This window comes from Calothrix sp. 336/3, from assembly GCF_000734895.2.
GTDB lineage: Bacteria > Cyanobacteriota > Cyanobacteriia > Cyanobacteriales > Nostocaceae > 336-3.
The window spans coordinates 302,387-327,848 of record NZ_CP011382.1 but is presented as its reverse complement, the minus strand read 5'-3'; the positions used below and the strand labels follow the sequence as shown (position 1 = coordinate 327,848).

At 42.7% G+C, this 25,462-nt stretch carries 24 protein-coding genes and 1 pseudogene; 10 read left to right on the top strand and 15 right to left on the bottom strand.

All coding sequences use genetic code 11. The features are described 5' to 3' along the window. The 4 genes from IJ00_RS01360 (at window position 1) to IJ00_RS01345 (ending at window position 3,434) form a co-directional block, all read left to right on the top strand. Window positions 1-1,839, top strand: coding sequence for a formylglycine-generating enzyme family protein (locus tag IJ00_RS01360; RefSeq protein ID WP_035149278.1), 1,839 nt, complete (start codon window positions 1-3; stop codon window positions 1,837-1,839). A 203-nt stretch (window positions 1,840-2,042) separates the two neighbouring features. Beyond that, a complete protein-coding gene (locus IJ00_RS01355) occupies window positions 2,043-2,246 on the top strand; it encodes a type II toxin-antitoxin system HicB family antitoxin (RefSeq protein ID WP_035149276.1) in 204 nt (67 codons plus the stop codon). Continuing rightward, window positions 2,243-2,452, top strand: coding sequence for a type II toxin-antitoxin system HicA family toxin (locus tag IJ00_RS01350; protein WP_035149273.1), 210 nt, complete (start codon window positions 2,243-2,245; stop codon window positions 2,450-2,452). The genes IJ00_RS01355 and IJ00_RS01350 overlap by 4 nt, the downstream gene beginning before the upstream one ends. A 109-nt stretch (window positions 2,453-2,561) precedes the next feature. Continuing rightward, window positions 2,562-3,434, top strand: a complete 873-nt coding sequence (locus tag IJ00_RS01345) for a formylglycine-generating enzyme family protein (RefSeq protein ID WP_035149271.1) — start codon at window positions 2,562-2,564, stop codon at window positions 3,432-3,434. A gap of 41 nt (window positions 3,435-3,475) precedes the next feature. Here the strand turns inward: IJ00_RS01345 and IJ00_RS29835 are convergent, their stop codons facing one another. The 4 genes and pseudogenes from IJ00_RS29835 to IJ00_RS01330 all read right to left on the bottom strand — a co-directional run bounded on the left by IJ00_RS29835 (window position 3,476) and on the right by IJ00_RS01330 (window position 6,217). Beyond that, window positions 3,476-3,601 (bottom strand): hypothetical protein, encoded by a 126-nt coding sequence (locus IJ00_RS29835; protein WP_256388836.1) that lies wholly within the window; start codon window positions 3,599-3,601, stop codon window positions 3,476-3,478. An 83-nt stretch (window positions 3,602-3,684) separates the two neighbouring features. Then, window positions 3,685-3,909, bottom strand: a pseudogene (locus IJ00_RS01340) (flagellar assembly protein H); the annotation flags it as partial. 14 nt (window positions 3,910-3,923) lie between these two features. Next, window positions 3,924-4,790, bottom strand: a complete 867-nt coding sequence (locus IJ00_RS01335) for a metallophosphoesterase (RefSeq protein WP_035149269.1) — start codon at window positions 4,788-4,790, stop codon at window positions 3,924-3,926. 239 nt (window positions 4,791-5,029) lie between these two features. After that, complete coding sequence (locus IJ00_RS01330; protein ID WP_035149267.1) at window positions 5,030-6,217, bottom strand: MFS transporter; 1,188 nt, start codon at window positions 6,215-6,217, stop codon at window positions 5,030-5,032. 518 nt (window positions 6,218-6,735) lie between these two features. Here IJ00_RS01330 and IJ00_RS01325 point away from each other — a divergent pair. The 3 genes from IJ00_RS01325 (at window position 6,736) to IJ00_RS01315 (ending at window position 9,125) form a co-directional block, all read left to right on the top strand. Further along, complete coding sequence (locus IJ00_RS01325; protein WP_035149265.1) at window positions 6,736-7,311, top strand: sigma-70 family RNA polymerase sigma factor; 576 nt, start codon at window positions 6,736-6,738, stop codon at window positions 7,309-7,311. A 273-nt stretch (window positions 7,312-7,584) separates the two neighbouring features. Then, a complete protein-coding gene (locus IJ00_RS01320) occupies window positions 7,585-8,163 on the top strand; it encodes a cupin domain-containing protein (protein ID WP_035149263.1) in 579 nt (192 codons plus the stop codon). Beyond that, on the top strand, window positions 8,160-9,125 hold the full coding sequence (locus tag IJ00_RS01315) for a glutathione S-transferase family protein (protein WP_035149261.1): 966 nt from the start codon (window positions 8,160-8,162) through the stop codon (window positions 9,123-9,125). The genes IJ00_RS01320 and IJ00_RS01315 overlap by 4 nt, the downstream gene beginning before the upstream one ends. A gap of 61 nt (window positions 9,126-9,186) precedes the next feature. Here IJ00_RS01315 and IJ00_RS01310 read toward each other — a convergent pair whose 3' ends face one another. From IJ00_RS01310 to IJ00_RS01285, 6 genes are all read right to left on the bottom strand, one after another. Beyond that, on the bottom strand, window positions 9,187-9,915 hold the full coding sequence (locus IJ00_RS01310) for an ABC transporter ATP-binding protein (RefSeq protein ID WP_035149257.1): 729 nt from the start codon (window positions 9,913-9,915) through the stop codon (window positions 9,187-9,189). Window positions 9,916-10,060: 145 nt separating this feature from the next. Continuing rightward, window positions 10,061-10,285, bottom strand: coding sequence for a ferredoxin family protein (locus IJ00_RS01305; RefSeq protein WP_035149254.1), 225 nt, complete (start codon window positions 10,283-10,285; stop codon window positions 10,061-10,063). A gap of 553 nt (window positions 10,286-10,838) precedes the next feature. Next, window positions 10,839-12,047, bottom strand: a complete 1,209-nt coding sequence (locus IJ00_RS01300; protein ID WP_035149253.1) for an ATP phosphoribosyltransferase regulatory subunit — start codon at window positions 12,045-12,047, stop codon at window positions 10,839-10,841. Beyond that, entirely contained in the window at window positions 12,047-13,009 is a 963-nt protein-coding gene (locus tag IJ00_RS01295) for a DnaJ domain-containing protein (protein ID WP_035149250.1), read from the bottom strand. The genes IJ00_RS01300 and IJ00_RS01295 overlap by 1 nt, the downstream gene beginning before the upstream one ends. 87 nt (window positions 13,010-13,096) lie before the next feature. Then, window positions 13,097-13,912 carry an inositol monophosphatase family protein gene (locus tag IJ00_RS01290; protein WP_035149247.1) on the bottom strand — a complete coding sequence of 272 codons (816 nt, stop codon included), beginning with the start codon at window positions 13,910-13,912 and terminating at the stop codon, window positions 13,097-13,099. 58 nt (window positions 13,913-13,970) lie between these two features. After that, entirely contained in the window at window positions 13,971-15,173 is a 1,203-nt protein-coding gene (locus IJ00_RS01285; protein WP_035149245.1) for a glycosyltransferase, read from the bottom strand. 741 nt (window positions 15,174-15,914) lie between these two features. Here IJ00_RS01285 and IJ00_RS01280 point away from each other — a divergent pair. Together IJ00_RS01280 and IJ00_RS01275 are read left to right on the top strand one after the other, a co-directional pair. Then, the gene (locus IJ00_RS01280) at window positions 15,915-16,820 is read left to right on the top strand and encodes a peptidoglycan-binding protein (protein ID WP_035149243.1); all 906 of its coding nucleotides are present in this window, start codon (window positions 15,915-15,917) and stop codon (window positions 16,818-16,820) included. Window positions 16,821-17,020: 200 nt separating this feature from the next. Then, the gene (locus IJ00_RS01275; RefSeq protein ID WP_035149240.1) at window positions 17,021-17,500 is read left to right on the top strand and encodes a hypothetical protein; all 480 of its coding nucleotides are present in this window, start codon (window positions 17,021-17,023) and stop codon (window positions 17,498-17,500) included. Here IJ00_RS01275 and IJ00_RS01270 read toward each other — a convergent pair. Next, a complete protein-coding gene (locus tag IJ00_RS01270) occupies window positions 17,497-19,200 on the bottom strand; it encodes a ShlB/FhaC/HecB family hemolysin secretion/activation protein (RefSeq protein WP_238178411.1) in 1,704 nt (567 codons plus the stop codon). The two genes, IJ00_RS01275 and IJ00_RS01270, sit on opposite strands and share 4 nt — an antisense overlap. 508 nt (window positions 19,201-19,708) lie before the next feature. Between IJ00_RS01270 and IJ00_RS01265 the strand changes: the two genes are divergently transcribed. Then, window positions 19,709-20,419, top strand: a complete 711-nt coding sequence (locus IJ00_RS01265; RefSeq protein WP_035149235.1) for a Uma2 family endonuclease — start codon at window positions 19,709-19,711, stop codon at window positions 20,417-20,419. Between the two features lie 68 nt (window positions 20,420-20,487). Here IJ00_RS01265 and IJ00_RS01260 read toward each other — a convergent pair whose 3' ends face one another. The 4 genes from IJ00_RS01260 to xseB all read right to left on the bottom strand — a co-directional run bounded on the left by IJ00_RS01260 (window position 20,488) and on the right by xseB (window position 25,460). After that, on the bottom strand, window positions 20,488-21,942 hold the full coding sequence (locus IJ00_RS01260; protein ID WP_035149233.1) for a GTP-binding protein: 1,455 nt from the start codon (window positions 21,940-21,942) through the stop codon (window positions 20,488-20,490). Window positions 21,943-22,065: 123 nt separating this feature from the next. Beyond that, window positions 22,066-23,307, bottom strand: a complete 1,242-nt coding sequence (gene argJ, locus IJ00_RS01255; protein WP_035149231.1) for a bifunctional ornithine acetyltransferase/N-acetylglutamate synthase — start codon at window positions 23,305-23,307, stop codon at window positions 22,066-22,068. A 335-nt stretch (window positions 23,308-23,642) separates the two neighbouring features. After that, window positions 23,643-25,118 carry a glycerol kinase GlpK gene (gene glpK, locus IJ00_RS01250; RefSeq protein WP_035149230.1) on the bottom strand — a complete coding sequence of 492 codons (1,476 nt, stop codon included), beginning with the start codon at window positions 25,116-25,118 and terminating at the stop codon, window positions 23,643-23,645. A 120-nt stretch (window positions 25,119-25,238) separates the two neighbouring features. Then, window positions 25,239-25,460: an exodeoxyribonuclease VII small subunit gene (gene xseB, locus IJ00_RS01245; RefSeq protein WP_035149226.1), complete on the bottom strand. Its 222-nt coding sequence runs from the start codon at window positions 25,458-25,460 to the stop codon at window positions 25,239-25,241. Window positions 25,461-25,462 lie beyond the last annotated feature (2 nt).

Below are 25,462 nucleotides of genomic sequence, written 5' to 3'. Positions count from 1 at the left end.
ATGGCAGCAGACGCACCACAACTCAAAGAATTACGGCAGCAGGCAAAACAAACTGTCGATCGATTTGTGCGTCGTTTTGATGAATCCTATCGATCGCTGGCATATCATGCTGCTTTGCCTTTGGTTTTGACCCCAGAATTGGTAAATTATCTCCGCAATGAGTTTTTGCGAAATGAGAAAGTTCCTTGGGTTGCGGAAGTCGATTTATTGCTGTCCGATTTTTGCAGCCAAGTTGGGTACGAACTGTACGCGATCGATACCCACGTCCGGGGATATTTGCTGGAACAAATGAAAAGCGATCCCCGCTTTGGAGAGCGACGAATGCGCGAAGTTGCCCAGGTTTTATACAGCTATGTCAATTATTTGAGTCGTTTAAATCCAGGTCAACGGCAACAGGAATTAGAAGCCCAACGCTTGGCTGCAATGGTATATTTGGGCGATCGCGAATGCCAACAAGCAGCCCAGGAAATTGCTCGCAGGTTACTAGAAGTAAGTAGCGGGGTGAGTGGTGCAAACCTCGATGAATTGGGAATTCGAGCCGAACTTGCCAGGTTAACCAGGATTACGGAAGAATTGGCACCCCAATTGCAAGAAGAACCAAGTTTATTGGAATATGCAAATTTGGTGCAAAAACTTTTACGAACCCCAGAGGACGTTACAGCGACAGAAATAAACCGTTCCTATCAAGTTGGTGAGCTGGAACTTTCACCAGCGATTAGTTTGAGCTTGTTTCCAGTTGTTGGAGAAAAACTGCGATTGTCACAGCAACCTTCTTCGGGAACGGAAAACGTTGCGGGAGAGAAAGTTTTAAATTTAGAAAATTTTCCACCCCTGCAAACCTGTAATTTTGAAATTGCCACAATTACTGTCGAAGATGGGGAAAACATAGAAGAAAGAGAATATGAAAGTGAAAATAACCCAGAAATAACTCCAGAGATTAACCTGCAATTATTTGAATTTGAAGTAAAAACTATCGAAGTTCAAAAATCAGGAGACAACACGGAATTAATTATTAATCGCGATATTCAGATAGCTTATAGTTTTATTGAATATTTAGAGAATGAAGGCAATGAAATTGCTCTAGAAATGGTACAGATACCCGGTGGTAGTTTTATGATGGGGGCATCGAAAAACGAAGAAGGTATCAGAGACTCGGAACGTCCGCAACACGAAGTCACAGTTCCCCCATTCTTCATGGGTAAATATCCAGTAACCCAAGCACAATGGAAATTTGTAGCCTCTCTTCCACAAGTAAACCGCGAACTAAAATCTGACCCATCTAGATTTAAAGGGGAAAATCGCCCAGTTGAGCGTGTATCTTGGTTTGATGCAGTGGAGTTTTGCGATCGCATCACCCAACACACAGGTAAAAATTATCGTCTCCCCAGCGAAGCAGAATGGGAATACGCTTGTCGTGCAGGAACAACAACCCCATTTCATTTTGGCGAAACAATTACATCAGAATTAGCTAACTATAACGCTGAATATACCTATGGTGCTGGAGTAAAGGAAACATACAGAGGAGAAACAACAGAAGTAGGTAGTTTTGGTGTAGCGAATGGTTTTGGATTATGCGATATGCACGGGAACGTATGGGAATGGTGTGCAGACGAATGGCATGACAATTATGAAGGGGCACCAACAGATGGCAGTGCGTGGATAGAAAATAGTAAGAATGATAATCATTTCCGGCTGCTGCGCGGTGGTTCGTGGCTCTACAATCCTGCTCTTTGCCGTTCTGCTAATCGCAGCAACTACGACCCCGACACCGGTGCCTACGATATCGGTTTTCGGGTTGTGTGTGGTGTTTTTTCGTCGAGGACTCTTCCTAGCCCTTGACACTTTTGCACTTTTGCCCTTTTCTCTTTTATTCTTCCCTCTCGTTCCCAGTCTCCGGCTGGGAAAGTATTGCATGAGGCTCCGCCTCGTAATTAAAATGAAGGCAGAGCCTAGTAACGAGAAATTAGGGTGGGTAGCTTAGTAGGTTCGCCGAAAAATTACCCCATCTTTTAAAATAGCTGCCTATTACAACATAAGAATCTATGAAAATCAAAGCAATTATTCATCTGGCAGAAGAAGGTGGTTATTGGGCAGAAGTTCCAGCACTTCCTGGTTGTATAACTGAAGGTGACACAATGGAAGAAGTATTAACAAATTTAAAAGATGCAATTGAAGGATGGCTAGAAGTTGCAAATAGCACTCACTCGCTGGAATCAAATGCTCAAATTGTTGAGATTGCGGTATGAAATCAGTCTCTGGTAAGCAGTTGTGTAAAATTGTTGAGCAGCGAGGCTGGATTTTACAGAGAACTACAGGTAGCCATCACATCTACCAAAATCCTGATTTTGATAAAATACTTTCAATTCCCGTACATAAAAATAAAGACCTCAAAATTGGAACTTTAAAAGCATTAATGAAAATTGTTGATTTAGTTGAAGAAGATTTGATGTAGCTGAAGTGTCTTCGTAGCATTAGGAGATTCCTGATTCAATCCTGTAGTATGGGCATATTCCGCAACGCTCATACTTCCAGCAACTGCCTAAGAATTTTATCAACAGCAAATGGCGAAAATAGCTATTAACCGTTCCCAAGGAACAGCGCAATTTTATATCGAAAATTTGGGTGTTGAAAACTTAGAGAATCAAATCCAACTGGAAATGATGTTAATTCCTGGTGGTACTTTTATAATGGGTGCGCCAGAAACGGAAGAAGGAAGTAGTGATTATGAACGTCCCCAACACGAAGTCACAGTTCCCACGTTTTTTATGGGTAAATATCCAGTAACCCAAGCACAGTGGGAATTTGTAGCCTCTCTACCGCAAGTAAACCACGAACTCAAACCCAAACCATCTAGATTTGAAGGTGCTAATCGCCCAGTTGAGTGTGTATCTTGGTACGATGCGGTGGAATTTTGTCAAAGACTCACCCAACATACACAAAGACCCTATCGTCTTCCTAGCGAAGCAGAATGGGAATACGCTTGTCGTGCAGGAACGACCACACCGTTTCATTTTGGCGAAACAATTACAACCGATTTAGCTAATTATCGAGGAACCGATAACGAAGAGTTAAATTGGTCAGGTTCATACGGTCGTGGACCGAAAGGAATTTATCGTGAGGAAACAACAGAAGTAGGTCATTTTGGTGTAGCGAATACTTTTGGCTTATACGATATGCATGGGAACGTATGGGAATGGTGTGCAGACCAATGGCATTCAAATTATGAAGAGTCACCAACAGATGACAGTGCGTGGATAGAAAACAATAATAATGATAATCAGTACCGGCTGCTGCGCGGTGGTTCGTGGTACCTCAATCCTGGGTATTGCCGTTCTGCTATTCGCAACAACAGCGTCCCCGACATCGATGGCAACGATGTCGGTTTTCGGGTTGTGTGTGGTGTTTTTTCGTCGAGGACTCTTCCTAACCCTTGACACTTTTGCACTTTTACCCTTTGCTCTTTGATTCTTTACCCTTACAAAGTGTAGCGAAGCGGAACGATCGATTTTTTTTTCAAAATGTACAAGAATTCAGCGATCGCGGTTTGGGGAAGTTGTAGGGATGGCGATAAGCCAAAGGCTTTACGCTTCGCGTAGCGCATTTATGAGGAAGTTTTGGGGAATGTAGGGATGGCGATCGCGTTGATGAGGAAGTTTTGGATGGCGATCGCCTATATTTCCTGGTTTACTCAGATTGTTGTGCAGCTTTTCTCACATCCTCCACGGTTAAACTTAAAGCATGGGCTATTTGTTCCACAATCAACCCCGCAGCTAACATTGGCTGTACAGCGAGTAATTTACCTTCCTGTTTACATTCCTGTTCTCCTTCTGCGAAAGCTTGCTGATAAAACCGTGTTTGCTTTAACTCGCTTAGTCCAAACATTTCTTGTATCTCCTCGATATCCATAGTGAAAGAATCATTCTTCAGAGTAAAGTAATAATTGTCACTTCTGGTGGACAAAATAATCGTCCTGGAGCATAGGTTCCTAGTCCACGATTGACGTACAGTTGATTATTCCCAACTTGATGTAACCCCATTGTCCATTCCCAATGCTGGATAACTTTAATGGGTGATGAAGGGAAAAATGGAATAAGTCTTCTCAATTGTCGGGGAATTTTGATAATAGCTTTGTTATAGAAAGGGATAACTGTACCTACACCGGGAATTACTATTTGTCCTCCATGAGTGTGACCGGATAATTGTAAATCTACTCGCCATTGTTGTAAGATTTCTGCGGTATCAGGATTATGAGATAGGACAATGCGGGGAATTTTGGGGTCAATTTTTTCCATCACCGATGCAGGTTGAAAATCCTCTGACCAATAATCAGCTAATCCAATAATTGGTAATTTTTCACCCAGGGGATAGGCAATTTGATTCCATAATACATGAATGCCAATATTCTCAAATGCGGCAATAATTTCTGGCTTTATACCTAAATATGGGGCTGGAGTTTTGGGTTTTCTGTGAGGATGTTTATAGTAAATATCATGGTTGCCTAAAATCGCATATATTCCGTAACGACTTTGGAGATTTTTGAGTCGAGATGCGAGGTGATGAATGGGTGATGGGTTGGTAGTGATATAGTCTCCGGTGAGGAGAATTAAGTCTGCTTCTGCTGCATTCGTGATGGCGATCGCCTGCTCTAACATTTCTTCGGATAAGCGTTTCCCATCATCATGGAAATCAGACATCTGTACTAGCTTGGTTCCAGCTAAAGATACTGGTAAATCTGCAATTTTGACTGTAATCTTTTCTACACTTAAACGACCAGATAGCAACCAATGCATAATCCTGACATATCTCCTTACTAGTAACGTCTGAACAGGTGAAGCTAATTAGCAAGGGTTGTCATTGGTTTTTTGTTGCTTGTATCTAGACTTAAAATAGTCAACATAATTGAATTTATTTCCGTTTACCTACCTATCAGCGCTTATAGCTTAACAAATATTACTTGTTTTCACCGTAGCTTCGGAAATAAAAGTAGAATTTTATGAAAATTTTATATTTTATGTAAATAATATGTCTTCTAAATTGCTTGGATGCGGTGAATTTTGGCGATGCAAATTGTGGCAACTATACAGGCGATCGCGCTACACACAAAACCCAAAAGGGAATTAAAAAATTCTTGTTTCATTAATAATGTCAGTAATGCGGTAGCACCACCAGCACCACCAAAATAAAATCCTGTACCTAATCCTGCTTTACTTGCAGGTACTTTAGTTAAGGTAAAGGGAATCATACTGATAAATACCAGGCAAAAAGCTAGAGCAAAGGCAAATATGAGTAGGAATGTCACGAAGTTCCAGGAATTAATTAAGGAAATACCCATCAAGGTAGAAATACTAATTAATCCTAATAAAATAGTTTTATCGGAACCGAATTTACTGGCAAAATCTCCCAGAGGTACAGATAAAATTGCTGCAATTAAGAGGATAACAGAACAAATAATTTGCGGAGAATAATTGGGAAGTTGCTGTTGTAAAATTTGTGGAACTAAGGAAGTCAGTAGATTCACTTCTAAACTCGCACTCATGCCAACAATAAATAGGAGAATTAATAATAAGAAGGGTATGGGTGGTGTATGTTCTGTAACATTTTCCGGAATGAATGACCTGGGATTGGTGAAATTACGGAGAATGTATGTGCTAATAACGAGGGCGATCGCCGCCAAAATAAAGGCAATTGATGCACCAATATTTTTCAAAAATAAATCTAGTAGGGGAGAAGTCGCACCTACTAATCCGAATATCATGACTAACAGAGCATTTGCTTGGGGTAACTCCTCCACGGGAGCAAATTGTCGTAGTAAGGCGATCGCGGGACCCCGAAAAATAATCATTGCTATCACCCAAACAGTCATCATCACAGGTACAATCCATCGCACCATTCCAGAAAGATGCTGTTCTAAAAGTAAAGAGCTAGCAACAAAAATTAATCCCGCTAACACCACCCCCACACTAATAATTGGTAATTTACTGCCATACTTCCCCTGAATTTTATCCGCGATCGCTCCCACTCCCGGTTCTATGATTGCTGCAATTAAACCTTGAATAATACCTAGCCAATTTGCTAAAAAGGGAAATTCTAATTTCATCAAAATCTGTGATTGATAATACCCGTAAACCATCCAGCTAAACATAATTGCTGCTAATAATCCGGCTAAACTACCAACTTGTTGCCAGAGAATTCGAGAAGAATAATTTAAACGTTGCATATTTTACAGATAGTTAAAATTTAGGTTAATTAAACAGAAAAAAATTAGCAACTCCAGGAATTGTTGATCTACGTCACAATGAAAAAGGTTTAACCAACTTTGGGGGTTTAAATCCCCGTCACAAAACGTAATTACGTTAGCGTTAACTCTCCCGCAGGGAGCATTACGTTAGCGAAGCTCTCCCGAAGGGAGCAGGGAGCATTACGAATTACGAATTACGTTAGCGAAGCTCTCCCGCAGGGAGCATTACGAATTACGAATTACGAATTATTTTAATCATCCCCAGCTTGTCATCGAAAAGTGTTTCCAAACTAAGAATTATTAAATTTTGGCTCACTTTGACTCAAATCGTGCAAAATCAGGCTTCCCGTCATGATTCAAGGTGATATACGCAAACTGACAGCAACTGGATTTATTTGTGGAAAAATATTCTCAGAGGCAAATATTAGCTCAGAGGAATGCTATTTTTATCTGTAAACACCTATGTATGTTTTGCCACTGTGACCCGCTTCCCATGAATGACAACTCAAACTGAAACAGATCAAGCTGCTTTGATAGCAAGAATTGCCCAGCAGGATGAAAGCGCCCTTAGTGAACTTTATGATCGCTACGGGAAGATTCTCTACGCTGTTGCCTTTAAGATGCTTGGTACAGTAGAAGAGGCAGAAGAGACTGTCTTAGATGTTTTCCATCAGGTATGGCGTACTGCCCAGCGTTATGATGCTACTAAGGCGCGGGTAGATACATGGTTATTTATGCAACTGCGTAGTCGTGCCATTGATAAGTTACGAATCCGGGAACGTATGACACGTACACCCATAGTTTCCCTAGATGCAGTCGAACAAGAAGCGCGATCGCTATCGGTAGATCCATCGGAAGAAATCATTTTTTCTGAGCGACGGACTTTAATTCAAACTGCCATACGGGAATTACCCCCAGAACAACAACAAGTTTTAGAATTAGCTTATTTCCAAGGGTGGAGTCATACGGAAATTTCCACTCAAACAGGTATACCTTTAGGTACAATTAAAACCCGTATTCGCCTCGGTTTAACAAAATTGCGTGGCGTTTTGGCATCATTGAGAGAGAGTTAGTCTTGCCACCGTCACGTAGATTCTATTTCTTAAGATTATTTCTGGATGATGCTCACAATAGAACCAAATTCCCCAAACAATCGTATTAAATCTTGTCCATTGTGCAAAGTGTAGTTTTGTGATTGCAACCGAAGGAAACAATACCCGGAGTTGCAAAGTTCTCAAAATAGACGAGCTTTAATTAATAAATAACCATTATTTAGAAATAAATTATGCAGTTACTTTGCTCTCCCAATCAGAAAACCTTATATCAACACTTTATTGACGAGAAATATGCAATACGAAGAATATTTAGAATTAGCAGCATTATCTGCCCTCAATAGCTTAGACGAAAACGAAACCCTGTTACTAGAGACGGCGATCGCTGACTTTCCCGAATTATCCCTAGAAGTTCGCAAGTTTCAAGAAGCAGTAACTAGTCTTGCCTATTCTGCTCCCCCCGTACCCATGGCGGTAGAATTAAAACAGCGTCTATTCCAACGCATTCACAGCAATGACATCCCTCCTTCCCCATCCGTCTGTGACTTAACAGCACAAGCAACAGAGGTTAACTGGGAACCATTACCACAACCAGGGGTGATGATTGGGAAATTATTTGAAAATTCCCAAACCAGAGAAATTGGCTTTTTTGTCAACGCAACCGAGCAAACACGTTTTTCCAACCACAAACACGCACGAAATGAAGAAATTGTGGTTTTAGCTGGCAGTTTAATCATTGATGGTAAAACTTATGTCAGTGGCGATCGCATCTATTCCTCCCCCGACACCATCCACCAACCAGAAACCCCCACAGGATGTTTAATATTTGTGAAAACATCCCTCGACGATGAAATCATTGCACAATCGCCATGACTAAAAACAAATCTCTCCCTTCTAAATACATCATCAAAACTGCTAAATTTGTTTGGAAAACACTTTGGCAAACAATGATGTCTAACCTTGCACCCCGCAACCCCCAAGGAGAGTACATCCGTCCCCAAAGTCAGTTTCGCCACACAATCAACACAGATAGTAATAACCCTTACCAACCGAGTAAAGATAGATACCGTTTGTATGTCGGCTTGGGTTGCCCCTGGGCACATAGAACCCTAGTAGTCAGGGCTTTAAAAGCATTAACAGATACTATCTCTGTATCCATTGTTAACCCCTCCCCAGATGAAGGTTTTTGGGTACTGAATCAACCAGAATTCGGCTGCCGCACTCTCCCAGAATTATATAATTTTGCCCAACCAGGATACCAAGGACGCTGCACAGTTCCCGTACTTTGGGATTTACAAACCAACACCATCGTTAATAACGAGAGTGCAGAAATCATTGTCATCCTCAACTCTCAATTTCACGACTTTGCCAACAACCAAGATTTGTACCCCCCAGCATTACAACCAGAAATTGATCGCTGGAACGAGAAAATTTACCATACTGTCAATAACGGTGTCTATCGTTGTGGTTTTGCCCAATCCCAAGCAGCCTATGATACCGCTTGCCAAGAACTATTTACAACCCTCGACACCATCGAACAAACCCTAGAAAACAACCCATACCTTTGCGGAGATACCCTCACCCTCGCAGACGTGAGATTATTTACTACCCTTTTCCGCTTTGATATTGTTTACTACAGCTTATTTAAATGCAATATTCGTCGTATTCAAGACTACAAAAACCTCAGTAATTACCTTAGAATTATCTACAATCTACCTGGAGTTGCAGAAACCTGCGATTTAGAAAGTATAAAAAGAGACTATTACGGCAACCTCTTTCCCCTTAATCCTGGCGGGATTATTCCCCAGGGACCAGATATGCAATATTTGAAGTAGGTAAGTTGAGATAGTTGATTGTATATCCTTGCTTCTCGCGGAGCGAGTATTGCCAATTGTTTTAATGTGGTTTCCCCGCACCTAAATACAACTCACCCACTTTCGGGTCATTCAACAAATCTTTTCCAGTACCAGAAATCGCATCCCTTCCCGACTCTAGCACATAACCTCTATGCGCCATTTCTAAAGCTTTCTTGGCATTCTGCTCCACCAAAACAATCGCTGTTCCCGTTTGATTTACCTGCTGAATTTGTTCAAACACCTGATTGACTAAAATTGGTGATAGAGCTGCCGAAGGTTCATCTAGAAGTAATAAACTCGGTTCTAACATCAAAGCTTTACCCATAGCTAACATTTGGCGCTCACCACCAGAAAGGGTTCCCGCCCGTTGTCGCCGTCGTTCCGCTAATTTGGGGAACATGGCAAATATTTTATCTTTTAAAGGTTGTAGGGCAATATTCCGCACGAATGCCCCCATTTCTAGGTTCTCTTCGATTGTGAGTGAGGGGAAAACATTAGAAATTTGAGGAACATAGCACATACCTTTTTTGACAATTTGATTGGATTTACAACCTGCAATATTCTCACCTTTAAAAGTAATTGTTCCAGTGTGGGGAGTGAGCAAACCAAAAACTGTCTTCGCTAAAGTCGATTTACCTGCACCATTGGGACCAATAACTGTCACTAATTCTCCAGGATGCACACAAAAATTTACCCCTTGGAGAATATCAACATCTTTAATATAGCCAGCGTGAACGTTTTTTAATTCTAGTAAGTAATTATTGGTCATTGGTCAAGATTGATAGGTAATTTATCAAATAAATCTTTAGTCTTGGTTAATCACAAAACCTAGTTTTGAGTAGCTATTTTATCAGTATTTTCTGATAGGTTACAGGTGACAGATGGAAATACTGTACCCTGTTCCCTATGTTCTGTTATGGTGTTTTTTGCAAATCAGGTCTTTCTTCAGGGACGATCGCCCCCTCTACAGGACATACTTGTAAGCAAATTCCACAATCAATACAGGTGGAAAAATCAATCCAGTACCAATCTGTACCCTTGACATTCTTCCCTGGTCCTTCATGAATACAAGCCACTGGACAAGCATCTACACAGTCTGCAACACCTTCACAGACATTTGTGACAATTGTATGCGCCATAGTTCCCCTCTCTTTGAATCATTAAGAATTATAAAGGCTGAAAGGGTTAAGGGAGAGAAGGAGGATAAATAATTTCTTGCAAGCAAAGGTAGAGGGTAGGAGTAAGTTAAGTAATAAGTAAAAAGTAATAAGTAATATAGCGTTTCTCATTCTAGTGAGGTATAGAAGAACCCCTCCCCAGCCCTCCCCGATTTCGGGGATAGTGCCCGATAGGGCGGGTGGGGTTGTATTTCATATGATTGGGAAACGCTATAAGTAGCCGTCATGAACTGCATACACGAGGACAGATGAAAATAGGCATTGGGCATTAATTGTTTCTCCCTTGTCCCCCTTGTCCCCCAGTTCCCCTGCTTTTTCAAGTCAGATCGGACTTACGTAATAGTAACGAGAAAACGAGGCTTTGAGATTGCTTCCTGACCTTGCAATGACGTTAATGTGTAGTCCTGGGGTAAGTCCAGGAAGAAATTACTCATTACCCATTACTCATCACTCATTACTCATTACCCATTACTCATTACTTATTACCCATTACTTATTACTTATTACCCATCACCTAAACCGTTTCTATCACCGTGGAACCATCTGCTTTTATCCAAGCAATTTGAGCTATTTGGCGATCGCCTGCGTATTGGCGAATCTCCTCTGCTTTTCTGCCTCCCAAATCCATTTCTACTCGTACCAGATGGGTAGAATCTCGCAGGGTTTGGGCATAGTTAAAGGCAGCAGTATATACCTCTGGGGTTTCGGCAACTACTAACCAGTTGGTAGCTGGGGTAGTTTGGGGTAATTGCTGAGATGCTGCCAATACTTGGTATAAGTCTTCCAGAAATAGGGCAAAGCCAATACCAGGAATATTTTCGCCTTGGGGGTGATATTGTCCTAAAAGCTGGTCATAACGTCCACCCCGTCCGATGACTCGCGCACCGAGAGATGTATTACTGACTACCTCAAAGGAAATGCCTGTGTAGTAATCAAAGGTCTGAATTAAGCTCAGGTCAAGAATCACAGGGAAATTCCCCCGTGACTCTAGTAAATTCACCAGGGAAGTAAGACTATCAACGGCGACTTGTTGGGGTGAATCTAAGTTCAGACTCTTGACTTTTGCCAACACATCCTGACTCGAACCGCGTAAATCAAGAATAGTTCTGGCACGCTCTCGCAGTTCTTCCTCCATAGGTAGGTTATCAATGGCAATGCGATCTAGATGGGCGATCGCGCTGCGAACTTGATTCTGGAGATTTGCCGGAAAAACTGATAACAGGGACTGGGTAATACCCGCTTCCCCTAAAATCAAATGCCAACCCTTTAAATCCAAAGCTTGCAAACAGTCGGCAACTAACAGCAACACCTCTGCATCGGCAAGTAAACCCTCACCACCCAACAATTCCACCCCTGCTTGATAAAATTCCTGGGGTTGGTTGCGGCGAAACTCTGCCATTCTCTGAAAGACATTGGCATTGTAGTAGAGGCGTTGGGGGTAGGTAGTGCCTGCCATCCGTGTTACCGCAGTTCGCGCAATGGAGGCTGTTAATTCAGGACGCAGCCCTAATTCTTCATCCTCGCCATTTTGCAGTTGTAGCACCGTGGAGCGTTGAATCGCGCCCCCTGCCATCAGGGTATCCATCCGCTCTAGGGTAGAGGTGATGATTCTGTGATAGCCCCAACGGTGAAACACCTGCTGTATTCTGTCTTCGATCCAGCGTTTCTGAGTGACATCTAGAGGTAGTAAGTCTCTCGCACCGGCTGGAGGTTGATAAACCATTATTTTTTCTTTCCACCAAATAAACCACCAAATAAACCGCTACCACCAGATTTATCTGCTGACTTTGCCCCTGTTGATGCTGTTGCCGTTGCGGGCTTGGCATTACCGGACTTTTGTCCCAAAATCTTTTCTAGTTTGCGTTTACCGTCCAAAGCCATGGGGTCTTGGGGGTCTAACTGCAAGGCGCGGTCAAAATGGACTTTTGCCATCGTGGTTTGATTTTGCTTCAAATAGACTACACCGATCAAGCTATGGCAACGACTATTATTGGGCGAAAGCTTCAAAGCGTCTTGTAATTCCACCCTGGCGGGGATAAATTGGTTTTTACTAATTAGCTCCTCGGCTCGGCGGATGTACATTACCACTGCGGTATCTTCCTTGGGTGCTGGGGGTGGTGGTGGAGCGCTGGGGGTTCTTGTGCCACCTGTATTCCCTGAAGTGACTCCAGGATTTGGTGGTGGGGGTGGTGGGGCACTCAAGGATTTACCAGCACTTCGCATCAGGTAAACCAGGTTTAATTCACTGACCAAATTAATAATTTGGATTACTTGCCCTAGATTCTCAAATTGGGTTTCAGCAATTTTGGCGATCGCGGTTCTGTAAGCATGGTCGATGTTGGGCGTACCTGCCAACTGCCTTGCTAAATCCGTAGTTAATTCTACGGTTCCCGATTGTTGGGTAAATTGCTTACCCATCTGGGACAGAACAATCATGTATTCTGTGCGATTTTTATCGGAAAATAGCTTTTCATAGGCTGGGTTGACCAACTTGGAAAGTAAATCACTTGCCAGTTTCTTCTCGGCATCCGTTGCTGTGCTGTTGCTGTCAGGGTGCAGACGACGGGCAATTTTCAAGTAGCGCTTACGGACATCCTTAGCATCCGCATCTACAGGCATACAAAGAATGGCGTGATGGTCGATAAAATCGTATTTAAATAGTCCGCGTTCTAATTTGGAAGACATAGATAGGGTTTTATAGAACTAGAAAAAGTTATGGTGAGATTTTTCTAGTTTAATCGCCTTCTGAAAAAAGGTCACAAAATTTACACCCTATTTACTCCAACTTGATAATGGATTTACTCGCCCTAACTCCTCTGATAAGCTTTTATGAAGATAGCCGTTAGTTGCTAGAATCCTTCCTGAGGCTATTTCTAAGGGTTTGCCATCATAGGCTGTTACCGTCCCCCCAGCTTCTTTGAGGATGATAACTCCGGCGACAATATCCCAGGGGGAAATACCACGTTCCCAGTATCCATCAATACGTCCGCAGGCTACGTGAGCGAGGTCAATAGCTGCGGCTCCACTGCGGCGTACACCTTGGGTAAGGTGGGTAAAGTGGCAGAATTCCGCATAGTTGTTATCTGGAGTTTCTCGGCGATCATAGGCAAAGCCTGTCACCAGAAGGGATTTACTTAATTCGGAGGTACGAGATACATGAATTGGGCGACGGTTACAACTAGCACCTAAGCCCTCGGCAGCGCGAAATAATTCTTGGTGGCTAGGGTCATAAATTACACCAACCTGGGGTTCACCATTGATTAACAAACCAATGGAAACAGCAAAAAAGGGGTATTGGTGAGCAAAGTTGGTTGTTCCATCTAGGGGGTCGATCGCCCAGAGAAATTCGTTGTCTTGGTTGCCAAGTTTCCCGGATTCTTCGCTCAAAATGGCATGGTGGGGAAAGTGACGATCAAGATATTCTAGGATAACTGCCTCGGAAGCTTTGTCAGCGATGGTAACTAAGTCTCCAGAGCGCCCCTTTTCTGTAATGTCATCTTCCACCTTACCGAGGTAATTCTGTAGCACAGCACCGGCAGCTAATGCTGCTTCTGTGGCAATATCGAGGAAGATTTGTAAGTTATGCATGGCAGAAAAAGGGTGAAGAGGAACCGATTTTATCCTATCACCCGCTCAATTGGTCTTTTCAGTTTGTACTCAGAACTGGGTGAGGGATTTGGGAGCGCTGGATAGTTTCCATAATTACGTCTCGATACTGGAGGGCGATCGCCTGCCAATCAAAACGTTGGGCGTTATCCCGTGGTTTGGTTTCCCAAGATTGACTTAAAGCTGTTTGTAGGGCATTGCTATAGCTGTCAATATCAGTGACATCGCAGACTATACCCCCATCCCCAATGATGTAGCGTCGCATCGCGTCATCGGTGGCAACTACTGGTAATCCGCTTGCCATGGCTTCAATATAGGCAATACCGAAGGGTTCTTCAAAGGATGGCAGGGTAAATAAGTCCGCACTGCGGTATACCTGGGGCATTTGTTTTTGGGAAAAAGTCCGAATGGCAAAGCGATCGCTCCCTAAAAATTTCTCCCCTAGGGCTTGATAATAGTCTACGTCTGGACCCCTACCACAAACTACTAAACTTCCCTGGGGTAAGCGGGATACGGCTTCAATGGCTAACTCGATACGTTTGATGCCGGCTCGTCCCAAGTATGATGCTACACAGAGAATAATTGGACCAGATAAACCAAAATCTAGGCGATCGCCATCGGGGGTGAAGCGTTGTAAATCAACTCCATTGGGTATAACTGCCGTTGATTGCTGAGGGCGCAAATTTTTCACATACTTTTCTACTGCATCAGATAAAACGACTAGCTTATCTGGTTGAAACCGTAAATTGGCTTGCAAATGCCGCCCACCATCCAGGAAACTACCATGTTCTGTATATAAAATTGGTGTACCCTTCAGGGCACGAACTACGGAGGCGATCGCGAGTCCTCCCTTTTCATTACAGGGTAAAATTAAGTCCGGAGGATTTTGCAGCAGATAGGTAAGACAGGGTAAAAAGCTGGTGAGATGCTCTAACCAAATTTCGGGAAACCTGGTAAACTTTGACCACAGTGGTTTTACTAGGGGATGATGCAGCAAGTTATAGCTGTGAGTGCGGGTAAGACTACTGATAGGATGACTGAAATGCCCACAATCTGCGCCACTTAATAACTCTATTTGACAGTATTGACTTAACTGTCGAGATAACTCGATAGCAAAGGTTTCTGCCCCACCACTCCAATTCACACCTGCTGAAGGATGCACCAGCACAACTCTATAGGCAAGGGGAGTATTTACAGATTTGGTATACAACGGCTCTTCAGCCACACATAGCTGTTGCATCATAATTTTTTGTATATTTTTCAGTTAATTAGTTAGGTAATGATGGGCTGACTAAGGCTGACAAATAGGGAAATCTGAAAAGGTTATAACACTTAACTCTTAAAGGCTTGTGTAGATGCTCTATTAAGACTTGGAACACACAAACATCAACAAAAACCAGGAATAGGTCTTAGATAGACAAAAGTCGGGGCAGATTAAGGATATTTTATCCACCATTTTTCTCTGAGCAACAACTTTTTTTTGAAGCAGTTGCATGCTTTTTCAGTTAAACGATAGGAATCTATAGATTATGAATTATTCGTAACGTATAGTTAAAATTCCTTATCTTGTTTTAAGTATTATAAACAACAGTTAGGTACTTTATTTATTCAGTACCGGATATATCATAAATCTCTTGCTCGTAAAAAGATAGCGGAACGACTACTATATTATTTTAGGTGTTTTTTTAGACCTATTTTTGATTGAAACATACTGAGATAGCAAGATACCCACAGACGTATCAACTGAGCATCAAGAAATTCAACAATACAAATATGCTAATTATCCGGCTTTTTAAATTCCCAACCCTAAGGGTGACGATTCTGTAGGTTTTGGAATGGCGTTCGCTTTAGCGGAGCGTAGCTCTATCACCACGCTCAAATTATCTGCGACTCAAACCAAAATTTTGAACCACTGCATAAGTCAAAAATTGCCAACCCTATATCTGAAGTAAGAAATATATTTGATACTAAGGAAAGGGTTCCAATGAAACTAGAACAATTGCTAGAAACCAACAATCAATTAGCTTACGACGCGATCGCCAAGGATATTGATTTAAGTAAGCAGATTCAATCCCAGTTAGTCAATTTAAATCTTCTACAACCTCCAGTGGATGGTAAGTTTGGTCTAATGTCCATTGCTGCACTTAAGGAATTTCAGGAACTGGTTAAAGCTTCTGAACGAGAATTTTTAGGACCAATTACAGCCAAGCAACTCTTGGAAATGAAACAGGAAATGTTACCACAGCCCTCGATGAATTTAGGTAACGACTTGGCAAGCCGCATTATTAAATACATGGTTTCTAAGAATTATCGAGTATTTACCGAGCCTAAAGAATATAATATTGTCTATGTCGAGGGGATGAATGAAAACGGTACTCTTAATGATGATGCACCGAATGCATTCAATGATCGCCGGATGGTAATTGAATTTAATAATGGTGTACCGAAAATCGTTAATCAATGGCAAGCCACCACAGAACCCGGTAGTCAGTATACCTACACTCCCATGAATCCTGGTGGAGCTGCTAGAATCAAGTTTGGACAGTATAAATCTTGGTCTGTCGGGATGCATGGTAATGGCGATCGCCACGAAGCATTGATTCAAGTTGCACCGATTACCGTTCACCGTGATTTCAACAAGGATTTCAAACGCACGAACGATAAATCTGATACAGGGATGTTTGCTGTTAACCAACACTGGGGTTACGACGCACCCCAAAACGATATCAAAAATGCCAGCGCTGGTTGCTTGGTAGGACGGATGCGTCAAGGACATCGGGAATTTATGGCACTGATTAAACAAGACCGCCGCTATATCCGCAATTCTGGTTACGTTTTTTACACAACCATTATCCCTGGAGATGATTTAGTCAAGATGTTTCCTGGGTAGAAATTCCGGGAGCGCAGTTCCAGGAAATCAAGATGTGGGGTGATGCACCCCACCCTCACCGTAAATACCGTGAGTAGAATCGACATGAAGCGTCCGAAAGATGTCATCAAAATTACCCTATCGCCGTTGTGGTGAGATTGTCATGGGTAGTTTTGCTGACATTGTCTAATGATATTGTTGAGTAAGGCTCAGGGTAATTGATGATTAGCTTAATTGATTCCCAAAACAGCAAAATCAGCGCCCCATCTGCCACCCAGAGGTTAGGGCGGATAGTTAGGTTTTCCCAGGGGCAATTTTCCTTGGTGTTAGCTTGCTGTAATTCCGTAAATAAGCAACAGCAATTACTGAGTTTGATGGAAGAATTTTCTCCTGGAGTAATTGCTGAGATTCAAGTTCCAGCAACGGCGCAGACGCTGTATACTACCATGGCGAATGCTTTGGGTGATAGTAAACCAAGTGCGTTGATGGTACGAGGTTTAGAATCTGTAACTGCGATTAATCAATTGATTATCTCCACAAATCAGATGCGCGATGAGTTCCCCAAACGTTTTCAGTTTCCGGTAATTCTTTGGGTGAATGATGATATTTTGCGCAAACTAATTTGGCTAGCACCGGATTTGAAGGATTGGGCAGCCACTACAATTAGATTTGAGATCACACCTGAGTATATGGTGGCTTAGGGTTGGTAGGAAACGCTGAAGTATAAGCTGGTATCTTGAAGATTTTCACCGCGATCGCGCACATTAATTAGGGGAATACCATAGTCTAGGCGAAGATTGAGTTTGGGTAATGGTTCCCAGAGCAAACCTAAACCAAGACTGGAAAGAAATTTTTGACGGGGTACTTTGTTAGGGTTATCTGGATGATTCCAGACTGTACCAACGTCAATAAAAGGAATAATTTGTAAGGTAGTTGCACCTGCTGCATTTCGATGGATGGTAATTCTATCTTCGAGGGATAAACGCACACCATTATCACCGGAACGCAGATTTTGTCGATATCCCCGCAGAGATTGCACCCCACCGATGACAAATTGTTGGGAGGGAAGGAGACTGTGAGGTGTCAGTTGAATATCCAACATTGCAATCAATAATTGATCATCGCTGAGTTGTTGTACCCGTTGTGCTTGTCCTGTCCAACTGAAAAAACGGCTATCGGGTGTAGGATGGTTATTGATGGTAGCGTTGAATAAACCTGTACCGAGGTTGAATTGCGATCGCAATGCCCAAGCTCCCTTAGTATCGCGTTTGATATAATCTTGTCCAAAGTGAAAGACGCTGGTACGACTCACACCGTCACTATCAGGACCAATACCAAAGGGAAATGGTAAGTTATCAAAGAGAAAAGTCTGTCCATTTTGATGGCTAAAACCCCAGGAAAGGGCAAATTCTGATTTTGGCGATCGCACCAGGGGTTGACGATAGGTAATCTCGTAGAGGTTGGAATCACCGCGAATATTGAGACTTTTAAAACCGGGGTCAGTTATCTGATAATTACTAAACAGCGTGCGCAATTGTATCGTACCGTTTTTGGCATTCACTGGTACACGATAACTAAAATCATAAATATTGGCTCCTCCCGTAGTTGAGCGACTGTAATTAGCAGAAATTTGGTCGCCAGAGGTGATTAAATTACGATAGCCTAAACCAAGATTCATTCTTTCCGAACCGACAGTCGGTGGGGAATAATTATCAATACTCACATTACTTTGAAAAGCATCTGCTTCTATAACCCGAATTGTGAGAATACTTTGCCCAAATTTACTTCCTGCACCTGCGGAGCGAATACTCCCTTCCACATTTTTAAACAGGGGGTCAGTTCGCAGTAAAATTAACTGTTCTTCCAGTTTATCTTTGCGAAGGGGATTGAGTCCAGCTAAACGGATTCGACTCCTGATATATTCTGGTTTCACCTTGTTTGTACCTTCCACCAGAATCTGATCTACACCACCTTCAAACACACGAATTTGTACTATTCCATTGGTAAAAGTTTGGTCTACTAAGACCGCCCGTGATGTAATATATCCTTGTTTGAGATATAACTCAGTAATCTTATCGGCGATATCTGCTAATTCGCTCACCGTTAAAGATTTACCTATAAAAGCTTGGGTAATGGCATTAATTTCAGCTGGTTGGAAAACCTGATAACCAGTGACTTCAACTTGATTAACTAATACTTTCTGTTCTGGTTGGGGTGTTTCTGGGGTTTCGGGTTGGGGTGTCAAACTTGGTTCCCCTTCCGGCAATGTTTCTGGTGTGTTTTGGGTATGAATAATTGCTGGAGTGGTGGCGTTCACGTAATTTGTACCTAACCAAATGATACTGGTAGGTATGGTTAATCCGTAGCCAAAAATGTATAAATATTTATATGTAATGGACACGTTTCCCCTATGAATACAAACCTGAATGAGTTATTAATAATGATTTATTAGTAGAAGTTCCCTTGGGATATGCATTTTTGTTAGTTATGCAGGTATCAGTAGAAGAAAAATTACTGCTTCCTGTTCCCTCCGGTGAAAGTTATGCCGGGGAGAGATATGGAAATAATACACAAATTTTGATTCTGTATATTTTTTTGATATATATTTTGACAGTTGCTCTGATAAGCAAGAATCGATAGTTATCTTTTTAACTAGTTGAAGCCTCCCAGACGAGGATATCCAACCCAAAACAATCTGTGATTAACAGCAGATATGCAAGCTCACCAAATAGAACTCCGTTGTGCTACGCGATAGAACTCCGTTGTGATATGCGATAGAACTCCGTTCCGCTACGCGATAGAGCTACGCTCCGCTAAAGCGAACGCCATTATCAAAAATCTTCAGATTCCTGAAATCAAAATAAACTATAAAATAAGGCAATAACTTCCTGTAGCTGCGCTTAGGCAATATGGTACTTACACCAGAAACCCCAACCACTATTATCTACCCAGACAGCGACGGACAACCCATGGCTGATAATACCAAGCAATTTCAATGGATCGTCACCATTAAAGAAAACCTGGAAATTCTGTTTGCATCCCAGCCAGATGTATTTGTGGCAGGTGATTTCCTGTGGTATCCTGTATGCGGAGAATTAACCCGTCAAGCTCCCGATGTAATGGTTGTTTTTGGTAGACCTAAGGGACACAGAGGTTCTTACAAACAATGGGAAGAGGAAAATATACCCGTACAGGTAGTATTTGAAATCCTCTCTCCAGGGAATAGACTCAAGGAAATGGCAAAAAAATTTAAATTTTATGAACGCTATGGAGTTGAGGAGTATTATATCTATGACCCTGATAAAAATGACCTCAGTGGCTGGTGGCGAAGTCAGGAAGCAGGATTAGAAGTAATTGAAGATATTCATGATTGGGTGAGTCCCCGTTTAGGTATACGCTTCCACCTCACACCCGAAACCTGGGAAATATATCGTCCCGATGGGGAAAAATTTCTCACATCCGTGGAACTTGCACAACAAAGGGAACAGGAACGTCAGCGTGCGGAAACTGAACGTCAACGCGCAGATAATATACTTTCTCAATTGGAAGAGGAAAAACAACGTTATCAGAATTTATTGCAAAAGTTGCAGGAAAAAGGTATCGATATGGAAAAGCTGTAAAATTATTGAGTATATATTGCAAAAAAGAATCTGGGATGAAATTAAGTCTAGAAAAAACACCGTATCACCTAACCAACCCTAATTTTTGCTCGTAACTCCCCCTTAATCCGATTCAGAATTGATGTCTCATCCAAGGTAGTCAAAATTCTTTTAATTACAGCTTTTGGACCATCGGGACCCCAATTTGCCCCGTTAGCCAGGTATGCTTTAGTAACCTGCCCAATCCCGTAGGAAGAGACACCCGCGACACCTGCTTGAGTTACCGCAACTGATACATAGGGAGCAAGGGATGCTCCAGCAGTAGCACTAGCAGACATACCCAGCAAGGTTTTCAGGGAACTTAAGCCCAAATTTGCCAATAATTCGCTGGCAGTAATTCCACCCATACCCATGGCAATTTTTTGTAGTAATTTTACCGCTCCCGTTTCCGTCATCTGGATACCATAGAGCTTAGATAGGGTGAGAATTAACACTACATCTATAACTGCTCCACTGACAATATCCACAACAGTTAGGGGGTTGAGGGCGATCGCCACAGCTTTTGTCATCACCCCTTGCCAAATTACCTGATTAGCAGCAGTTTCTCGAATGATTAATTTGCGCTGAATCACCTGCTCATTCACATCATCCGCGTAGAGCATCGTATTCAAAGCTACCAGAGCTTTCCCTTCCCGTTGCAGAATCTCTAATATTTTCAGCTTCAAGTCAGTAATTTGCGCTGCTCCGGTGCGTAATTGTACAGTTCTCGTACCATCGGCACGTTGTACCATTGCCCTGAGAACAGGAGAAGCAGCCGACATGACAATTTCTTCAGGTGAGAGTAACTCCTTGACTCTCTCATCTCGAATTTTCTCATAAATTGCTGCACGGTCAGCCGCCGGATACTGATCGACTTTATTAAATACTAGTAACATCGGCTTACCCACCTCTCGCAGTTGGGAAAGTGCCTCATGTTCTATCTTCGTCATATCCCCGGAAATGACAAACAGTATCAAATCAGCCTGTTTTGCTACCTGCTGGGCTAACGCAGCACGGGTTTCTCCATCCACCTCATCCAAGCCTGGGGTATCAATTAATTCCACCTGGGAACGTCTCCCCATACTCGGCAAAGTCACCCGTAATGTCCGTTCGCTCTCACCAATAACTTCCTCACTAATGTTCCAATTTACACGTTGAGCGCTACGAGTCACACCATGGAGAGGTCCGGTTTCAAAGACATTTTCACCCACTAAAGCGTTAAGTAAGGAAGATTTTCCCCTACCCACCATCCCAAAGGCGGCAATTTGGACTACCATGCTATCTAATTTACCCATCATGGTTTCCAAGTCCGCAATTTCCGTTTCTAATCCCCTTTGTTCCTGTGCCGTCAAGTCCAAATTAGTCAGTAAATTACGCAGAGCATTTTGTGCTTGTTTATAGTTAAGTTCTGCCTGAATATCATCAAAAGTAAAAATTGCGCGATCAAGCTCCTCCTCCCAACTGAGGATATCTGCGTCACTGTGATGGGGTTCAGGTACTACCATTGTGGATTTTAAAGTTATGACCAATTCCTATCCTAGTACAGGGAAAGGAAGAAGGGAGTGGGAAGGATATTTTTTCTGTTAAGTGTCAACTTTCCTGATTCCCTATTACCCATTCCCCATTCCCTAGGTTGTATATTCGGCGTTGATTTTCACGTAGTCATAACTTAAATCACAGCCCCAAGCTTTACCTGTACCATATCCATTGCCAACATTTACGGTAATTAATACGGTATCTTGCTGCAAGTACTCTCCCTGGGCAGCTGTTTGTAAATATGCGTTGGCGGCAACGCGATCAAAAGTGAGGGGTTGCCCATTTTCCATCAGGAGGAAATCCCCTAATTTAATACTTAAATTTTCCTGCTCAAAGGGTACACCAGCACGCCCTGCGGCGGCAGCAATTCTGCCCCAATTGGGATCACGTCCAAAAATTGCAGATTTCACCAAGGATGAGCCAGCAATGGTTTTGGCTATTTGTCTAGCTGCGGTTTCGTCGTGGGTTCCCGTGACTTGTACTTCCATCAAGCAAGTTGCCCCTTCACCATCACGGGCGATCGCCTTGGCTAAATATTGACAAACCTCTGTTAACATCGCTTCCAGTTTTTCTGCTTCTTGCCCCATTTCTGTAATCGCTGGGGTGCGGGATTGTCCATTCGCCAAAGCCATCAAACTATCATTAGTACTAGTATCTCCATCCACGGTGATGGAATTAAAGCTTCTATCTGCCGCACGACTGAGCATTTGTTGCCACAGATGGGGAGAGACTGCTGCATCACAGGTGACAAAGGCTAACATGGTTGCCATGTTGGGATGAATCATCCCTGAACCCTTAGCAATACCGCCAATTCGCACCGGGCGATCGTGAATCACTGTTTCTAAAGCGATGGTTTTGGGCACTAAATCCGTAGTCATAATTGCCCTGGCAGCTCTATCGGAACCAGCATCAGATAATTCTCCAATTAATTGGGGAAGCGCCGCAGTTAACTTATCCATGGGAATCCGTTGCCCAATTACCCCCGTAGAAGCCAAAAGAATAGAATCTAGAGGAATATGCAAGGATGCAGCTAAAGCCTGTGCCGATGTTATCGCATCTTGCCAACCTTTTTCCCCTGTGGCAGCATTTGCTTGCCCAGAATTACATAAAATTGCCCTTGCACTCTGCTTTGTCTGTAGCTGCTGACGACAATAATCTACACAGGCAGCTTTGACATGACTGGTGGTAAACACACCGGCGGCGATCGCTTCCACTTCCGACACAATCAAAGCTAAATCCGGCAATCCCGAAGGCTTCAAACCTGCTTGAATTCCTGCTGCCCGATAACCTCTTGGTGCAGTCACTCCACCACTAATCACTTGCCAGTCTGCCATTTCTTTTCCCCCACAACTCTCGTCCGACTGGCGATTATACCAATTCCTTGTACCCTATAGATGGTATGTTGGAATTTATTCGCGGTTGGGCGCTGTTTTAGCAAAAATTTCTAAAAAAAAGAGAGAGCCACTTGGGCAGCTCTCCAGATCATCAGGGTGCATCTACATAACATACTATACCATGTTTAGGGTGAGGGGCAATACCCCTTTTATTAGAATTTTTGTAAAGAAATAAATAAACATGGAGAAGGTAGGAAAAGACGACTCAGCAAGCTATCTGCACTTAAAAGGCAGTCTAATTTTGCTTCACAAGTCGGCTATCCCAGAATTTACCCCTATTCCACCCAATTTTTTGCCCTGGATACAGCTTTTTGCCAAATCTGAAAATTCCTATCTACCGTTTCCCTTTCCTCCCGTGGTAGAAACACCCGATCGATGGTTTCCTGTTGCTGTAATTGTTGATAATTTTGCCAAAAACCTGCGGCAATTCCCGCAGCAAAGGCAATTCCCTGTACCGTCATTTCCTTAACTAGGGGACGTTCTACCGGAATTCCCAAGACATCTGCTTGTAATTGCATAAGAAAATTATTCTCACAAGCACCCCCATCTACCCTTAACTTTTGGATTGGTGTGGGGGATGATGCATTAATGGCTGCGACTACTTCCTTAACTTGGTAGGCGATCGCCTCTAAAACAGCTCTCACCAGATGTTCCTTTCCTACTCCACCCGTAATCCCGAAAAAAGCTCCCCGTGCATTCATATCCCAGTGGGGCGCACCTAAACCACTCAGGGCAGGTACAAAATATACACCACCGTTATCCGTCACAGACTCAGCCATACTTTCTGTTTCCGCAGCATGATTAATTAATTTGATGCCATCTCGTAACCATTTAATACAAGCACCACTTGTAAAAATACTACCTTCCAAGGCATACCCAACTTGATGATTTTCAGTCCAGGCGATCGTACTTAATAATTGATGCTGGGATTGGACAATTTTCTGTCCCGTATGGGCTACTAAAAAGCTACCAGTTCCATAAGTACATTTCATTAAACCAGGATTGGCGCAACCATGCCCAAACAAAGCTGCCTGTTGGTCGCCAAGCATCGCAGTGATTGGAATTTCTACTCCGAATAAGGTGCTATCAGTCACACCAAAATGACCCAAACTGGGTTTAATCTCCGGTAAAATCTGCCTGGGTATCTGCAATAATTCCAGTAATCTAGCATCCCACTCACAGCTAGCCAAATTCATCAACATCGTGCGACTAGCGTTACTATGGTCAGTAGCGTGAACTTTTCCCCCTGTTAATTTCCATAATATCCAGGTATCAATCGTCCCAGCTAAAACATCTTGATGCCCATGACTGCAAGTATTATCTAGTAACCAGCGTAGCTTTGTCCCCGAAAAATAAGCATCCAGCACCAACCCACTACGCTGATAAATCTCCTCTCCATAACCCTGTTCCTCTAAATTTTGACATTGAGGAGCAGTACGTCTATCTTGCCAGACGATCGCCCGATGTAGAGGTTTACCCGTATTTTTATCCCAGAGCAAGCAAGTCTCTCGCTGTACCGTCAATCCCATGGCAACTATCTCTGAAAAATTTAGAGATGCTTCTTGTAACGCAGTTTGCATCACCCCACAGGTAGCTTGCCATATTTCCTCTGCATCATGTTCTAACCAGCCCGGTTGGGGATAATATTGGGTTAGTTCTCGATATGCCTGCGCGACAATTTTACCGGCTTTGTTGAAGATAAAAGCGCGGTTGCCAGTAGTTCCCAAATCGAGTGCGAGGATATAAGACATAGTTCGGTGAGGTGCAAGCAAAGGGATATTGGATGAATTAACTTTCCTAATATCTGTTAATTATCCCTAAAATTAACTCCCTACTAACTACAGTTAGCATCGGCAGTCAAATTATATTTCCTAGTCATCCTCTAACTTCTCAATCAGCAAATCCACCTGCTGCTGTTTCTGAAGTAAAAACTGCTCACACTCGTGCAAAAAATCTACCGCAGTGGCAAATTCTGTAAACACCTGCTGTAAATCCAACTCTCCTGTTTCAATGCGAGAGATAATCTTTTCAATTTCCCCTACCTTTTCCTCATAACTCCAATCCTTGGAAGGATTACTTTTACCCCTAGGCATTA

Bases quoted from the DNA above. Each gene is read 5' to 3' on its own strand.
- IJ00_RS01360 (WP_035149278.1), top strand. From the start codon at position 1: ATGGCAGCAGACGCACCACAACTCAAAGAATTACGGCAGCAGGCAAAA.
- IJ00_RS01355 (WP_035149276.1), top strand. From the start codon at position 2,043: ATGAAAATCAAAGCAATTATTCATCTGGCAGAAGAAGGTGGTTATTGG.
- IJ00_RS01350 (WP_035149273.1), top strand. From the start codon at position 2,243: ATGAAATCAGTCTCTGGTAAGCAGTTGTGTAAAATTGTTGAGCAGCGA.
- IJ00_RS01345 (WP_035149271.1), top strand. From the start codon at position 2,562: ATGGCGAAAATAGCTATTAACCGTTCCCAAGGAACAGCGCAATTTTAT.
- IJ00_RS29835 (WP_256388836.1), bottom strand. From the start codon at position 3,601: ATGCGCTACGCGAAGCGTAAAGCCTTTGGCTTATCGCCATCCCTACAA.
- IJ00_RS01335 (WP_035149269.1), bottom strand. From the start codon at position 4,790: ATGCATTGGTTGCTATCTGGTCGTTTAAGTGTAGAAAAGATTACAGTC.
- IJ00_RS01330 (WP_035149267.1), bottom strand. From the start codon at position 6,217: ATGCAACGTTTAAATTATTCTTCTCGAATTCTCTGGCAACAAGTTGGT.
- IJ00_RS01325 (WP_035149265.1), top strand. From the start codon at position 6,736: ATGACAACTCAAACTGAAACAGATCAAGCTGCTTTGATAGCAAGAATT.
- IJ00_RS01320 (WP_035149263.1), top strand. From the start codon at position 7,585: ATGCAATACGAAGAATATTTAGAATTAGCAGCATTATCTGCCCTCAAT.
- IJ00_RS01315 (WP_035149261.1), top strand. From the start codon at position 8,160: ATGACTAAAAACAAATCTCTCCCTTCTAAATACATCATCAAAACTGCT.
- IJ00_RS01310 (WP_035149257.1), bottom strand. From the start codon at position 9,915: ATGACCAATAATTACTTACTAGAATTAAAAAACGTTCACGCTGGCTAT.
- IJ00_RS01305 (WP_035149254.1), bottom strand. From the start codon at position 10,285: ATGGCGCATACAATTGTCACAAATGTCTGTGAAGGTGTTGCAGACTGT.
- IJ00_RS01300 (WP_035149253.1), bottom strand. From the start codon at position 12,047: ATGGTTTATCAACCTCCAGCCGGTGCGAGAGACTTACTACCTCTAGAT.
- IJ00_RS01295 (WP_035149250.1), bottom strand. From the start codon at position 13,009: ATGTCTTCCAAATTAGAACGCGGACTATTTAAATACGATTTTATCGAC.
- IJ00_RS01290 (WP_035149247.1), bottom strand. From the start codon at position 13,912: ATGCATAACTTACAAATCTTCCTCGATATTGCCACAGAAGCAGCATTA.
- IJ00_RS01285 (WP_035149245.1), bottom strand. From the start codon at position 15,173: ATGATGCAACAGCTATGTGTGGCTGAAGAGCCGTTGTATACCAAATCT.
- IJ00_RS01280 (WP_035149243.1), top strand. From the start codon at position 15,915: ATGAAACTAGAACAATTGCTAGAAACCAACAATCAATTAGCTTACGAC.
- IJ00_RS01275 (WP_035149240.1), top strand. From the start codon at position 17,021: ATGATTAGCTTAATTGATTCCCAAAACAGCAAAATCAGCGCCCCATCT.
- IJ00_RS01265 (WP_035149235.1), top strand. From the start codon at position 19,709: ATGGTACTTACACCAGAAACCCCAACCACTATTATCTACCCAGACAGC.
- IJ00_RS01260 (WP_035149233.1), bottom strand. From the start codon at position 21,942: ATGGTAGTACCTGAACCCCATCACAGTGACGCAGATATCCTCAGTTGG.
- argJ (WP_035149231.1), bottom strand. From the start codon at position 23,307: ATGGCAGACTGGCAAGTGATTAGTGGTGGAGTGACTGCACCAAGAGGT.
- glpK (WP_035149230.1), bottom strand. From the start codon at position 25,118: ATGTCTTATATCCTCGCACTCGATTTGGGAACTACTGGCAACCGCGCT.
- xseB (WP_035149226.1), bottom strand. From the start codon at position 25,460: ATGCCTAGGGGTAAAAGTAATCCTTCCAAGGATTGGAGTTATGAGGAA.